Source organism: Rhizobium sp. C1 (assembly GCF_021026335.1).
Classification (GTDB): domain Bacteria; phylum Pseudomonadota; class Alphaproteobacteria; order Rhizobiales; family Rhizobiaceae; genus Ensifer_A.
In genome coordinates this window covers 541,297-554,400 of the sequence record NZ_JAJNCY010000002.1, presented here as the reverse complement: position 1 = coordinate 554,400, position 13,104 = coordinate 541,297, and the positions used below count along the sequence as shown (strand labels likewise).

14 protein-coding genes and 1 pseudogene are annotated in these 13,104 nt (G+C 60.6%); 9 read left to right on the top strand and 6 right to left on the bottom strand.

Translation table 11 applies throughout. The annotated features are described in order from the left end of the window. Positions 1-986: 986 nt before the first annotated feature. Positions 987-2,618, bottom strand: coding sequence for a long-chain-fatty-acid--CoA ligase (locus LQK83_RS08310; RefSeq protein WP_230836917.1), 1,632 nt, complete (start codon positions 2,616-2,618; stop codon positions 987-989). Between the two features lie 167 nt (positions 2,619-2,785). On the opposite strand from LQK83_RS08310, the gene LQK83_RS08305 reads away from it, so the two are divergent. From LQK83_RS08305 to LQK83_RS08270, 8 genes are all read left to right on the top strand, one after another. After that, positions 2,786-3,340, top strand: coding sequence for an RBBP9/YdeN family alpha/beta hydrolase (locus tag LQK83_RS08305; protein ID WP_230836916.1), 555 nt, complete (start codon positions 2,786-2,788; stop codon positions 3,338-3,340). Positions 3,341-3,486: 146 nt separating this feature from the next. Beyond that, positions 3,487-4,251, top strand: a complete 765-nt coding sequence (purC, locus tag LQK83_RS08300) for a phosphoribosylaminoimidazolesuccinocarboxamide synthase (protein WP_112627588.1) — start codon at positions 3,487-3,489, stop codon at positions 4,249-4,251. An 18-nt stretch (positions 4,252-4,269) separates the two neighbouring features. Further along, on the top strand, positions 4,270-4,512 hold the full coding sequence (gene purS, locus LQK83_RS08295) for a phosphoribosylformylglycinamidine synthase subunit PurS (RefSeq protein ID WP_230826871.1): 243 nt from the start codon (positions 4,270-4,272) through the stop codon (positions 4,510-4,512). 17 nt (positions 4,513-4,529) lie between these two features. Next, positions 4,530-4,733, top strand: a complete 204-nt coding sequence (locus LQK83_RS08290) for a hypothetical protein (RefSeq protein WP_230836915.1) — start codon at positions 4,530-4,532, stop codon at positions 4,731-4,733. Beyond that, positions 4,730-4,987: a hypothetical protein gene (locus LQK83_RS08285; RefSeq protein ID WP_230836914.1), complete on the top strand. Its 258-nt coding sequence runs from the start codon at positions 4,730-4,732 to the stop codon at positions 4,985-4,987. Before LQK83_RS08290 ends, LQK83_RS08285 begins: the two co-directional genes overlap by 4 nt. 119 nt (positions 4,988-5,106) lie before the next feature. Further along, a complete protein-coding gene (purQ, locus tag LQK83_RS08280; RefSeq protein WP_230836913.1) occupies positions 5,107-5,778 on the top strand; it encodes a phosphoribosylformylglycinamidine synthase subunit PurQ in 672 nt (223 codons plus the stop codon). A gap of 23 nt (positions 5,779-5,801) precedes the next feature. After that, positions 5,802-6,206: a hypothetical protein gene (locus LQK83_RS08275; RefSeq protein ID WP_230836912.1), complete on the top strand. Its 405-nt coding sequence runs from the start codon at positions 5,802-5,804 to the stop codon at positions 6,204-6,206. Between the two features lie 183 nt (positions 6,207-6,389). Next, the gene (locus LQK83_RS08270; protein WP_230836911.1) at positions 6,390-7,154 is read left to right on the top strand and encodes a hypothetical protein; all 765 of its coding nucleotides are present in this window, start codon (positions 6,390-6,392) and stop codon (positions 7,152-7,154) included. A 56-nt stretch (positions 7,155-7,210) separates the two neighbouring features. Here the strand turns inward: LQK83_RS08270 and LQK83_RS08265 are convergent, their stop codons facing one another. The 5 genes and pseudogenes from LQK83_RS08265 to rpiA form a co-directional block, all read right to left on the bottom strand. Then, on the bottom strand, positions 7,211-7,639 hold the full coding sequence (locus LQK83_RS08265; protein WP_230836910.1) for a GFA family protein: 429 nt from the start codon (positions 7,637-7,639) through the stop codon (positions 7,211-7,213). 94 nt (positions 7,640-7,733) lie between these two features. Then, positions 7,734-9,110, bottom strand: a complete 1,377-nt coding sequence (locus LQK83_RS08260; protein ID WP_230836909.1) for a class II 3-deoxy-7-phosphoheptulonate synthase — start codon at positions 9,108-9,110, stop codon at positions 7,734-7,736. Between the two features lie 151 nt (positions 9,111-9,261). Next, entirely contained in the window at positions 9,262-10,647 is a 1,386-nt protein-coding gene (gene gor, locus LQK83_RS08255; protein WP_230836908.1) for a glutathione-disulfide reductase, read from the bottom strand. Between the two features lie 307 nt (positions 10,648-10,954). Continuing rightward, positions 10,955-11,509 (bottom strand): annotated as a pseudogene (locus tag LQK83_RS08250) (DUF2059 domain-containing protein); the annotation flags it as partial. Between the two features lie 17 nt (positions 11,510-11,526). Beyond that, positions 11,527-12,225, bottom strand: coding sequence for a ribose-5-phosphate isomerase RpiA (rpiA, locus tag LQK83_RS08245; protein WP_230836906.1), 699 nt, complete (start codon positions 12,223-12,225; stop codon positions 11,527-11,529). A gap of 170 nt (positions 12,226-12,395) precedes the next feature. Between rpiA and LQK83_RS08240 the strand changes: the two genes are divergently transcribed. Further along, entirely contained in the window at positions 12,396-13,073 is a 678-nt protein-coding gene (locus tag LQK83_RS08240; RefSeq protein ID WP_230836905.1) for an HAD family hydrolase, read from the top strand. The last annotated feature ends 31 nt before the right edge of the window (positions 13,074-13,104 follow it).

Here is a 13,104-nt window from a genome sequence, read left to right as displayed (position 1 = left end):
ACCGCCCTGCGGCATCAGCGCATCCACAAAACTGAACTGCCCAGACCCTCGAACCGACATCGCATCCTCTCCAAACCGCTGCAAACCAAGTGAATCACATCACCCGAATTTTGCAACGGTCCCTCAAGGGGGGAGAGTGGGCTCGTGCCACGCCAAAACCCTCGGGAAAAACCTCTCCCGAGTTGTCCTCCGGTCTTGTCGCCTCCGCCCCTGTCTCTGGGCGCAAACTTCCGGAGAGCCACGCTGACGCGCCGCCCAGTTGGTAGTTTAAAAAGTACGGCGGAGCGCCAGCGCGACCCGTCGAGATTGCCAAGGGGAGCCTCATCCGACTCCAGTCCTCAAGCGCGGGCCGCCTCGCTAAACCGCCTGCGGAGGCAGACGGGTTCTCAGGCAAAGCCTGGCCGCCGAGCTATTCGCAGCCCATCGGGGGAGTCGTTTCGTCAGATGTTGTTTCATCTGCCGCCGCCCGCGCCCCCTGATGACATCCGCCGCACGTTACGATGGACACCACCAGGCTCTCCTCCCGCCTGAGCCAGTCGTCGCTGGCCCATCCGGTGACGGGAGGGGTTCAGGATAATGGGAGTTGAGAGTGCGGGGAAATTGAGGGACGAAATTTTCTCTCGGACGTTCACGTGAGACAGCCGCGGCACCACATCAACGCCGTCATGGTCGGGCCTGTCCCGACCATCTGCTGACGAAGCCAAGCAATTGACGGTGCGGCAGAATTTCGTCCGTTGCAGATCCTCGGGACAGGCCCGAGGAGGACGGCAGAGAGGATGCGGCTTGTCCTCCCCCTGTGGGAGAGGAAGGAAAATCAGCATCTTAGCTGAAAGCTAAGTGCTAGATTTTCCCGGTGAGGGGTTTCGATTTGGCCTCGGGACCTGATGCTATTCACTCCTCACCAAGCTCGCCAAGCCAATCGGCTGACGCCTCTTGGGGCTAGCTATCATCTCCCACAAGGAGAGAGGATAGCGCGCCCTCTTCCCTCACGACGCCATCGGTAGCCGGTATTCCTTCATCTGCTCGCGCAGTTCCGTCTTCAGAATCTTGCCCGTGGCCGTATGCGGGATGGCATCGACGAAGACGACGTCGTCCGGCATCCACCATTTGGCGATCTTGCCGTCCATGAAGCCGAGGATGTCGGACTTCGAGGGGTTGCGGCCTTCCTTCTTGACGATGATGAGCAGCGGGCGCTCGTCCCACTTGGGATGCGCGACGCCGATCACGGCGGCTTCGGCGACGTCCGGGTGGCCGACGGCGAGGTTTTCGAGGTCGATGGAGGAAATCCATTCGCCGCCGGACTTGATGACGTCCTTGGAGCGGTCGGTGATCTGCATGTAGCCTTCCGCGTCCATGTGCGCGACGTCGCCGGTGTCGAACCAGCCGGCCGCATCGAATTGCTCAGCCCCCCTGCCCTTGTAATAGGAACTGGCGACCGCCGGGCCACGGACCTTGAGCCGGCCGAAGGTCTTGCCGTCCCACGGACGCTCGACATCGTCGTCGTCGGTGATCTTCATCTCGACGCCAAAGGGCGCGTGGCCCTGCTTCATCTGGACATCGTACCGGGCTTCGCCTTCGAGCTTGTCATATTCCGGCTTGAGGCTGCCGAGCGAGCCGACCGGGCTCATCTCGGTCATGCCCCAGGCATGAACGACATCGACGTCGTAATTTTCTTTGAATGTCTTGATCATCGAGCGCGGCGCTGCCGAACCGCCGATCACGACCGAGCGGAGATCGGGCAGCTTGCCGCCCTCTTTTTCCATATGCTGCAGCAGGCCGAGCCACACGGTCGGCACGGCGGCCGTGACCGTTACGCGCTCGTCGGTCAGCAGGCTGTAGATCGACTTGCCGTCCATGCCCGGCCCGGGCATGACGAGCGTCGCGCCGACCATCGGGGCGGAGAGCGCAATGCCCCAGCCATTGGCGTGGAAGAGCGGCACCACGGGCATCAGGCGATCTCGCGAGGAAAGCTGCATCGCATCCGGCTGGATGCAGATCATCGAATGGAGCACATTCGAGCGGTGCGAATAGACGACGCCCTTCGGGTCGCCCGTCGTGCCGGACGTGTAGCACATGCCGGCTGCCGCGCGCTCGTCGAGATCTTTCCAGACGTAGTCATCGTCGACTTCGGCCAGCCACTCCTCGTAGGGCACGACATTGGGCAGGCTCGTCTGCGGCATATGCGCCGCATCGGTCAGGACAATCACCTTTTCGAGCGTCGGCACCAGCGGCGCGATCTTCTCGACAATGGGCATGAAGGTAATATCGACGAAGAGGAAGCGGTCTTCCGCATCGTTCATGATCCAGGCGATCTGTTGCGGGAAAAGCCGCGGGTTCAGCGTGTGATAGACTGCGCCGCAACCCATGATGCCGTACCAGGCTTCCAGATGCCGCCAGGTGTTCCAGGCCAGCGTTCCGATGCGGTCGCCGACCTTGATTCCGTCCTTCTCGAGCCGCTTGGCCATTTGCAGCGAACGGCTGCGCACCGTGGCATAATCGGTGCGATGGATCGGACCTTCGACGGACCTTGAAATGACTTCGCGCTTGCCATGAAAGAGACCGGCATGGTCGATAACCTTATGGCAAAGCAGCGGCCAATCCTGCATCAAACCGAGCATATTCACTCCTCCCAACGTGTTTTCCGCAAACAGAGTACCCGGAAGAGCGAGACGCGCAAGTCCAAACTTTCGTCTTACATCTTGAAATTACTCCCGATTTTTGCATTGCAGCATAAGACCGCCTGCAGGTTCTTGACGATTGCGTGCGGAAAGCAGACATAAGGGCCATGAAAGTAGCAGACGTCGAAATTCTCATCGTTCCCGGCTATACCAATTCCGGTCCGGACCATTGGCAGACACGCTGGGAAAACAAGCTTTCCACCGCCCGCCGCGTCGAGCAGGCCGAATGGTCGAAGCCCGTGCGCGAGGACTGGGTGGCGCGTGTCGCGGAAGAGGTGAATGCGGCTGAAAAGCCAGTCGTGCTGGTTGCGCATTCGCTGGGCGTGCCGGCCGTCATTCATGCCGTGCCGCATTTCAGGAAGCCCGTTGCCGGGGCCTTCTTCGTCGCACCGCCGGATGTCGCCAATCCGTCGATCCGGCCGAAGCATCTGATGACCTTCGGCCCCTATCCGCGCGATCCGCTGCCCTTCCCTTCGATGACGGTCGCCAGCCGTAACGATCCCTTCGGGACGTATGAACATGCCGACGATATCGCCGCCTGCTGGGGGTCGATGCTTCTGGACGCGGGCGAGTCCGGACATCTGAATGCCGAGTCCGGGCACGGGCCCTGGCCGGAGGGCACGATGATCTTCGCGCAGTTCCTGAGCCACCTGAAGGGGTAAAGCCTTAACCCGGTCGGATGAAACCGGGGATCGTCGCGGTGCCAAGCGTTGTTAAATGCCGCAAGATCGGTTATGGAGCCGCAAAAGTTAAAAACAAGCGTGTCGAGTCATCTCAAGCGACATGCGCCGAACAGGTCGAATTTTTCATGAACCGTCGCCGCCGTATCTATGAAGGCAAGGCCAAGATCCTTTACGAAGGACCGGAGCCGGGCACACTGATCCAGTTCTTCAAGGACGATGCCACTGCCTTCAACGCCAAGAAGCATGCCGTCATCGACGGCAAGGGTGTGCTGAACAACCGCATCAGCGAGTTCATCTTCTCGCATCTGAACCGCATGGGCATTCCGACGCATTTCATCCGCCGGCTGAACATGCGCGAGCAGCTGATCAAGGAAGTCGAGATCATTCCGCTCGAGATCGTCGTGCGCAATGTCGCCGCCGGCTCGCTCTCCACCCGCCTCGGCATCGAGGAAGGCGTGGTGCTGCCGCGCTCGATCATCGAGTTCTACTTCAAGTCGGACCAGCTGAGCGATCCGATGGTCTCCGAAGAGCATATCACCGCCTTCGGCTGGGCAAGCCCGCAGGAGCTTGACGACATCATGGCGCTCGCCATCCGGTGCAATGACTTCCTGTCCGGTCTTTTCCTCGGCGCCGGCATCCAGCTTGTCGATTTCAAGATCGAATGCGGACGCCTGTTCGAGGGCGACATGATGCGTATCGTACTGGCCGACGAAATCTCGCCGGACAGCTGCCGTCTGTGGGACATCGAGACGAAGAAGCGCATGGACAAGGACATTTTCCGCAAGGATCTCGGCGGGCTGATCGAAGCCTATCAGGAAGTCGCCCGCCGTCTCGGCATCATCAACGAGAACGAGCCCGTGCGCGGCACGGGTCCGGTTCTGGTCAAGTAAACCGTCAGGGGATTAGACGTGATCAAGGCACGCGTAACCGTCACGCTCAAGAATGGCGTTCTCGACCCGCAGGGCAAGGCAATCGAAGGCGCACTCGGCGCACTTGGCTTCGACGGCGTCGGCCATGTCCGCCAGGGCAAGGTCTTCGACATCGAGATCGACAGCGCCGACAAGGCCAAGGCCGAAGCCGACCTGAAGGCCATGTGCGAGAAACTTCTGGCGAACACGGTAATTGAGAATTATACTATCGCTCTCAATTAAAGGTGGAGCGACAGGCCGTGTCGACGATCACGACCGAGATGATCTACGAAGAGCTGTTGAAGCTCGATGATAAGTCGCGTCGACTCAACGAAGACCTGCAAGAACTTCGCGCCACGTCTCGCGAGACTTTGAAGTTTCTCGCCGAGGGGCAGGCGCGAAACGATGCGCAGAAGGCGCGCCTGTTCGGTGATCGGATGGGAACCCTCACGGGGATCAAATGAGTGAAGTTCGCCAGGAACTGCTGCAAGAACTCTTACGGCGCTTGCATGCACGTAGTGACGAAACAGACAGATCCATTCGCGACCTCCGAACCGACAACATCGCACTCAGACGCCTCGTCGCCGCGCAACAGGTGGATATCAGCAATCTCCATGAACTTGTGCATAATCTTGAAGAGCGACTAGCCCGCACGGAAAGACGGCTCGATCTGCGCGAATTTTCTGAAGCCGCACAGGATCGCTATTCTGTTGACTAGGCGCCGGCGAAGTTTTGGGGACCGGCTGGAAAATCCAATTGACGATCCAGCCGCATGGACCTATTGCCACCACTATTCGAAAGAGACTTGCTTTCGAGAAAACTGGAGCTTTGAAAGCCATGAAATCTGCCGTCGTTCAGCTTCCCGGGCTTAATCGTGATCGCGACATGATCGCGGCGCTGACCAAGATTTCGGGCAAGGCACCCGTCACCGTCTGGCAGACCGAAACGGAATTGCCGGATGTGGACCTGATCGTCATCCCCGGCGGCTTTTCCTATGGCGATTATCTGCGTTGCGGCGCGATTGCGGCGCGCATGCCGGTCATGCAGGCGATCCGCGAGAAGGCGGAACAGGGCGTCAAGGTTCTGGGCGTCTGCAACGGTTTCCAGATCCTGCTCGAGGCCGGCATGCTGCCCGGTGCGCTGATGCGCAATGCCTCGCTGAAATTCGTCTGCCGCGAAGTGAAGCTGGAAGTCGCCAATGCCGAGACGGCGTTCACCCGCGCCTATGCCAAGGGTCAGGTCCTGCGCTGCCCCGTCGCCCATCACGACGGCAACTATTTCGCCGATGCCGAGACGCTGAAGGCGATGGAAGAGCAGGGGCAGGTCGTGTTCCGCTATGCGGAAGGCACGAACCCGAACGGCTCGATGAACGACATTGCCGGCGTGATCAACGCCAAGGGCAACGTGCTCGGCATGATGCCGCATCCGGAAAACCTGATCGAAGCCGCGCACGGCGGTTCGGACGGCCGCGGGCTCTTCGCCTCCGCGCTCGACGTCATCGCCGCCTGATTTCTCTGACGACAAGGTTTTCCATGCGCTCGTTCTTCAAGCTCTCCGCTGCAGTTGTCATCTCTGCGGCGGCGCTCTCCTCCTGCCAGTCGCAGAAGGCCGCGCAGGCACCCGCAGCTGTTCGCTCGGCCGCCCTGCCCGTCATGGAGCGCATCACGACGGGCGCGAATGCCTGCTGGTTCCGCACAAAGGATCCGGCCTTTGCCGCCTATCGCATGGCGCCGGAACTGAACTCGTTCAGCGGCAAGCCGCGTCTGCTGCTGGTTGCCAAGCACAGCCCGGAATCGCGGCCGCTGCTGGTCATCATGGCGGAAGGCGATCCGGCACGGCTGCAGGCCTTCGGGCCGATCATGCAAGGCGCGCTGCATGACAAGATCACCGCCGGTGTGAACCATTGGGCGCGCGGTAATACCGGCTGCCCGGGCTGAGATAGCCCAACTTCAACATTCCGCTGTGAGAAAACCGGCTTTTGCACGGATTTGTTGCCGCGTCGCAAAATACCACTTTACAGAGATTAATTCATGATCTCCCTTATTGGTTGCAGACATTCTGTGACGAGAGGGGACATTGCCGTGGCAAATCCGATAAAGCTGGCAGGCGCACTTGCATCCATGGCGACGCTCGTCGCCTGTAGCCCGACATCAGAAGGTGGCGCTTTAAAACAAGCCTGGAACGGGCGATATGGCCCCTCGCCTACGATTTCGGAAAGCGCCGCCAAGCAAAGCGCCAATGCACAAAAGGAAATCGTGGCTTCTTTTCTAAAGGTAACAGATACGAACAAGGATGCGCATCCGGATTATTTTGCCGCGACGCTGGCCGGCTATAATTTCGTAGACGAACAATGCGATGCCTATCTCCAGACGCTTTATGTTCTCGATCGTGAGCGTGACTCAGCCAAGACCAGCATAGACGCGGTCGGTCAGGTAACGAGCGCGATTCTCGGCTTTATTCCGGCATCGAAACTCACCATGAGCATTGTCACGCAAGCGTTCGGTCTTGGCGGGCAATTTACGGACGATTTGTTCAAGGGCTATCTCTACGGCAAATCGCCCGGCATGATCTCCCATGTCGTGGATATTACACGCAACAAATACCGCGACGAAACCAGCGCCGCCAAAGAGGATATTCAAAACGGCGGCGTCCCGCTGGCCTATGCTCACATCCGCGGTTATCTGAAGCTCTGCCTGCCGTCGACGATCAGCGCGTCGATTGAAACCGCCATTTCCGGCGCCGACGCAACGGCGGACAACAGTAAAAATTCCTCGTCGCCGCCGCGGGAAAAGACCCCGTCAACCAGCCCAACCCGTGGGAACACCAATCCGCAGCAAGATTACCGGGCGGCTTTGCCGCAAGTCCGGTTGAGGCTGGCGCAATGATCCGATCATCAAGCTCGCAGGCGCCGTCAAACGATGTCGGGAGGAATGCCAGCTGATCACCCTGCAGTGACAATCTCGGGGCTGCTGCCGGGATAAGCGGCAACGCCTTCGGGAATATCATAATAATCGCCCTTGTCGGCGCAATAGATATGCTGGTCGATGACGAGGTCCGTGTCGCCGTCAAAGGTCCCTGCCCCGATGGATGTGTAATCCTGGCTTTCCATCTTCCAGAAGAGGAAGGAGCCGCAGGTCTTGCAGAAGCCGCGGCGGATGCCCGGGGTGGCGCTGTACCAGGTGAGGCTCTCCTCCTCGCCCTCGATCGTCAGATCCGCGTCGGGGACATTCGTCGCCGCCCAGTAGTGGCCGGATTGCTTGCGGCACTGCGTGCAGTGGCAGGCGACGACGGCGCGCAAGGTTCCGCGTGTCCTGAAGCGCACGGCGCCGCAGAGGCATCCGCCTTCATGTATTGCAACCGATGTCGCCATAACTATCTCCTTAAACAGAAAATCCGGGAGCAAGCTTCACGCATTGCTCCCGGATCATCAAATTCAAAACGCTGAGGCTAAGCTTCAGGCTAAATCAGCCATTGGCGGCCAGCGCGCGCTTCTCGTCGTGGCTCTGCTTCATCCGCTCGGCGAGCAGGAAGGCCAGTTCCAGCGCCTGGTCGGCGTTGAGGCGCGGGTCGCAATGCGTGTGATAGCGGTCGCCAAGATCGGTGCCGGTGAGCGCGCGGGCGCCGCCCGTGCATTCCGTCACGTCCTTGCCGGTCATCTCGATATGGATGCCGCCCGGATGCGAGCCTTCCGAACGATGGATCTGGAAGAAGCTTTCGACTTCCGACAGGATGCGCTCGAAGGGACGCGTCTTGTAGTTGTTGAGCGTGATCGTGTTGCCATGCATCGGATCGCAGGACCAGACGACCTTCTTGCCTTCCTTTTCCACGGCGCGGATGAGGCGCGGCAGGTGCTCGGCAATCTTGTCGTGGCCGAAGCGGCAGATCAGCGTCAGGCGACCGGCTTCGTTCGTCGGGTTCAGGAGATCGATCAGCTCGAGCAGGCCTTCAGCCGTCAGCGACGGACCGCACTTGAGGCCGATCGGGTTCTTGATACCACGGCAATATTCGACATGCGCATGGTCGGGCTGACGCGTGCGGTCGCCGATCCAGATCATGTGGCCGGAGGTCGCGTACCAGTCACCGGAGGTCGAGTCGACGCGGGTCAGCGCCTGCTCGTAGCCGAGAAGCAGGGCTTCGTGGCTGGTGAAGAAATCGGTTTCGCGCAGCGAGCGGTTGTTGTCCGCGTCGATGCCGATGGCACGCATGAAGTCCATCGTTTCGGAAATGCGCTCGGCCAGCTTCCGGTAGCGCTCACCCTGCGGCGACTCCTTGACGAAGCCGAGCATCCACTGATGCACGTTATCCAGATTGGCATAGCCACCCATGGCGAAGGCGCGCAGCAGGTTCAGCGTTGCAGCCGACTGGCGGTAGGCCATGATCTGGCGTTCCGGGTTCGGAATGCGGGCTTCCTCGGTGAATTCGATGCCGTTGATGATGTCGCCGCGATAGCTCGGCAGCTCGACATCGCCCTGGCGCTCGATGTTGGACGAGCGAGGCTTGGCGAACTGGCCGGCGATGCGGCCAACCTTGACGACCGGCATCTGCGCACCGAAGGTGAGCACAACGGCCATCTGCAGGAAGGCGCGGAAGAAGTCGCGGATATTGTCGGCGCCATGTTCGGCGAAGCTCTCGGCGCAGTCGCCGCCCTGAAGCAGGAAGCTGTCGCCATTGGCAACGCTGGCCAGCGCGGTCTTGAGACGACGAGCCTCACCGGCAAAGACCAGCGGCGGATAGGTGGCAAGGCGCTCTTCCGTGGCGTTAAGCGCTGCTGCATCCGGATAATCCGGGACCTGCTGAATAGGCTTCTGCCTCCAGCTCGACGGGCTCCAGTTCCTGGTCATTTCACTCACCCTTCCCTCGCGGCTTCCGTTCTGCTTGCGCACACTGCCGCCAAATACGATTTTCGCCGGCTTATACCCGCAGATTAAGGTTTTGCAAAGGATCGCAGGACGCGAATTGTGACGGCTGTGGCGCGTTTGCGCCACGCCATCCTCAAACCCGCTCGCCGTTCTTCAGCCGGTAGCTCGGCGTGTACATCGTCACCAGCTCTTCGGCAGCGGTGGGATGAACGGCCATGGTGCGGTCAAAGTCGTCCTTCGTGCAGCCGGCCTTCAGCGTGATACCGAGAAGCTGCGCCATCTCGCCGGCCTCGTGGCCGAGGATATGGGCGCCCACGACCTTGCGGTCGGCAGCGTTGACGATGAGCTTCATCAGCATCTTTTCCGAGCGGCCGGAGAGCGTCGCCTTCATCGGGCGGAACTCGGCGCGATAGACTTCGAGGTCCGGGTACTTCTTGCCCGCATCCTCTTCCGAGAGGCCGACCGTGCCGATCTCCGGCTGGGAGAAGACGGCGGTCGGGATCAGGTCGTGATCGGGCGACGTCGGGTTGCCCTTGTACTCGGTCTCGATGAAGCACATGGCCTCATGGATGGCCACCGGCGTCAGTTGTACCCGGTCGGTGACGTCGCCCAGAGCGAAGATCGACGGGACGTTTGTGCGCGAATAGTCATCGACGATGATTGCCCCCTTGTGGTCGACAGCCACGCCGGCCTTCTCCAAGCCGAGGCCTTCGGTATAGGGATCGCGGCCCAGCGCCAGCATGACGAGGCCAACGTTGAGGTCGCCGTGGCTCTTGGTCTGGGCAACGAAGCCGTCAGCGGTCTTCGTCACTTCCTGGATGACGTCATGGCAGAGTATCTTGATGCCCTTGGCTTCCATGGCGGCATGGACGCCCTTGCGCAGGTCGTGGTCGAAGCGGGAGAGGATTTCGGCGCCGCGATAGATCAGCGTGACGTCGACGCCCAGCCCGTGGAAGATATTGGCGAATTCGACCGCGATGTAGCCGCCACCGGCGATCAGGATCGACTTCGGCAGCTCTTCCAGGTGGAAGGCTTCGTTGGAGGAGATGCAGAACTCATGCCCCTTCAGCGCGACATGCGGGTTCGGGCGGCCGCCGACGGCAATCACGATACGCTCGGCGGTTACGGTCTTGCCGGTCTTGACGATCTTGACGGTGTGGGCGTCGACCAGTTCGGCGCGGCTGTCGATCTGCTCGGCCTTGGCGTTGTCGAGCCCCTTGCGATAGAGGCCTTCAAGGCGGGAAATTTCCTTGTCCTTGGCGGCAACCAGCGCCTTCCAGTCGAAGGTACTTTCACCGACAGTCCAGCCGAAGCCGGCGGCATCCTCGAAGTGCTCGGGGAACTGCGAGGCATAAACGAAGAGCTTCTTCGGCACGCAGCCGCGGATCACGCAGGTTCCGCCGAAGCGATATTCCTCGGCGATTGCGACCTTCTTGCCGAGACTTGCCGCGACACGGGCCGAGCGAACGCCGCCGGAACCGCCGCCAATGACGAAGAGGTCGTAATCATAAGTGGACACGTTTTGTCTCCTGGAGGGCCGCAAGCCGGGCCGATGCGAGAGGAAGATGATCCCTGATCATTTGGGAGGATTTGAACGCCTTTGCAAGCCGTCAACCGCATCGGACGCGTGACACAGCGTTCAAACAAAAAGAGCCCGGACTGGCCGGGCTCCTGATGTCGAGACGATTGGCTTACTGCTGGGGTGCAGGAGCGGCCTTCGGAGCCGGAGCCTTTTCCTTGGCAGGGGCCTTCTGGGCCGGAGCCTTTTCCTTGGCGGGGGCCTTTGCAGGCGCATCGGCAGCAGCCGGGGCGTTATCGCTCTGCGGCTGGACAGCGTCCGCCGGCAGCGGAGCCGGAGCCTGGCCAGCCTTGATCTTGTCGCCGATGATCTTTTCAAGCTTGTCGCCGGCGCTCTTCGACAGATCGCGCTGGATACCGGCGCTCCAGATGTCGGCAGCCTTGAAGAGTTCGCGGTTGGCCAGCGGAACGTCCTTGAGGAACTTCTTGCCGACGTCCGAATTGAAGAAGTTGGCAATCGTGTTCAGCTCGTCCGTCGTGAAGGTCTTGGCATAGACGGTAGCCGCTTCCTTTTCCAGATCGCCGCGACGGGGCGCCAGCGCCAGCGCTTCGGCGTCGACGGTGGAGGAGATGATGTCCTGATAGTTCGGGGAAGCCTGAATGAAGCTCGCCTTCATCTGCTCGGCGATGTTCGGCAGGATGGCATCGAAAGGAACCGTCGCACCGGTCGCCTTGATGGCGGCATAGGCGGCCTTGAGCTGCTCTTCCGTGACCTCGGCGGCCTTGGAAACAGTTGCGAACCCGAAGCTCGTCACAATCAGGGCGGCGGCCGCAACGCGGCCAAAAGCTGCAATCTTCAACATATAGCTTATAACTCCCGTTATTCTTTCACTGTCAGCATTCGAGCGCCCGCCGGTCCGGCGATGACGGCAGCCGATGCCAGATTGATGAACAGTCCGTGTTCGACCACACCCGGAATCGCATGTAGCCTGTTGGAAAGGGCCTCTGCATCAGGAATACGGCCAAATGATGCGTCGAGAATGTAATGTCCACCGTCGGTCATGAAGGTTTCCTTCGCCGCACCGCGAAGTACGATGTCGCCCGACAGGCCCAGCGCAGACGCCGCCTTTTCGATGGCGATGCGTGTGGCGGCCAGGCCGAAGGGATTGACCTCGATCGGCAGCGGAAAAGCGCCGAGCGTTTCCACCAGCTTGGTTTCATCGGCGATGACGATCATCCGATGCGATGCCGCCGCGACGATCTTTTCACGCAGAAGCGCGCCGCCGCCGCCCTTGATCAGGCGGAGCTGGCTGTCGACTTCGTCGGCGCCATCGATGGTGAGGTCAAGCTCGGGCAGTTCCTCGAGCGACTTCAACGGAACACCGAGTTCCAGGCAGAGGCGCGCAGTACGCTCCGATGTCGGAACGCCTTCGATGCGGAAGCCGCCGGCGACCTTTTCCGCCAGAAGGCGAACGAATTCTTCCGCCGTGGAACCGGTGCCGATGCCGAGCCGCATCCCGTCTTCAACATGGGCGAGTGCTGCCTCGGCAGCCTTGATCTTCATCTGGCGGGCGTCCATGCGCCAAAAACTCCTGCATCCCCTCGAATGATCGCGCTTTTACACGGGCTGGACGGTAAACGGAAGTCCAAATCCGAACATCGTTAAGACGACCACAGAAGCTGCGAAACCGCTTGCGGGCGCATCGTTGCCGATCTATCGAAACGCAACCGCCTCTGGAGCCTGCCCGCATGACGCTTACGCCCACCGTTGTCTTCGATCTTGACGGAACCCTTGTCGATACGGCAACCGACCTGATGGCGGGGCTCAACCATGTTCTTGCCGTCGAGGGCATCGAGCCGGTGCATTATGACGACATGACCTTTCTGGTCGGGCAAGGCGCGCGCGCCATGATCGAGCGCGGCTTCAAGCTTCGCGGTCGTCCCCTTCCCGAAGCGCGGCTTGGCGAACTTCTCGACCTCTTCATCCGGCACTATCTTGACGGCATGCCGGGCGAAAGCCTGCCTTACGCTGGCGTGGTCCAGTCGCTGGAGGCACTCAAGCGAGAAGGCTTCCGGCTGGCGGTATGCACGAACAAGCTGGAAAGTCTGGCGCTGCCCCTGCTCTCAGGATTGAAGCTCGACGGCTATTTCGACGCCATCGCCGGCGGCGACACCTTTCCGGTTCGCAAGCCGGATGCGGGACATATCCTGAGGACGATCGAGCGCGCGGGCGGCAAGCCGGCAGCAAGCATCATGATCGGCGACAGCGTCAACGATATCCTGGCGGCACAGAATGCCGGCATTCCGTCAGTCGCCGTCCCCTTCGGCTATTCGGACGTGCCGGTCGAGACGCTGAAACCTACCCGCATCATCGGCCATTTCGACGAACTGACGCCGGATCTCGTCCGCACCCTTCTGCAGAAATAGAAAACGGCCCGAAGGCCGTTTCCGAGAACCT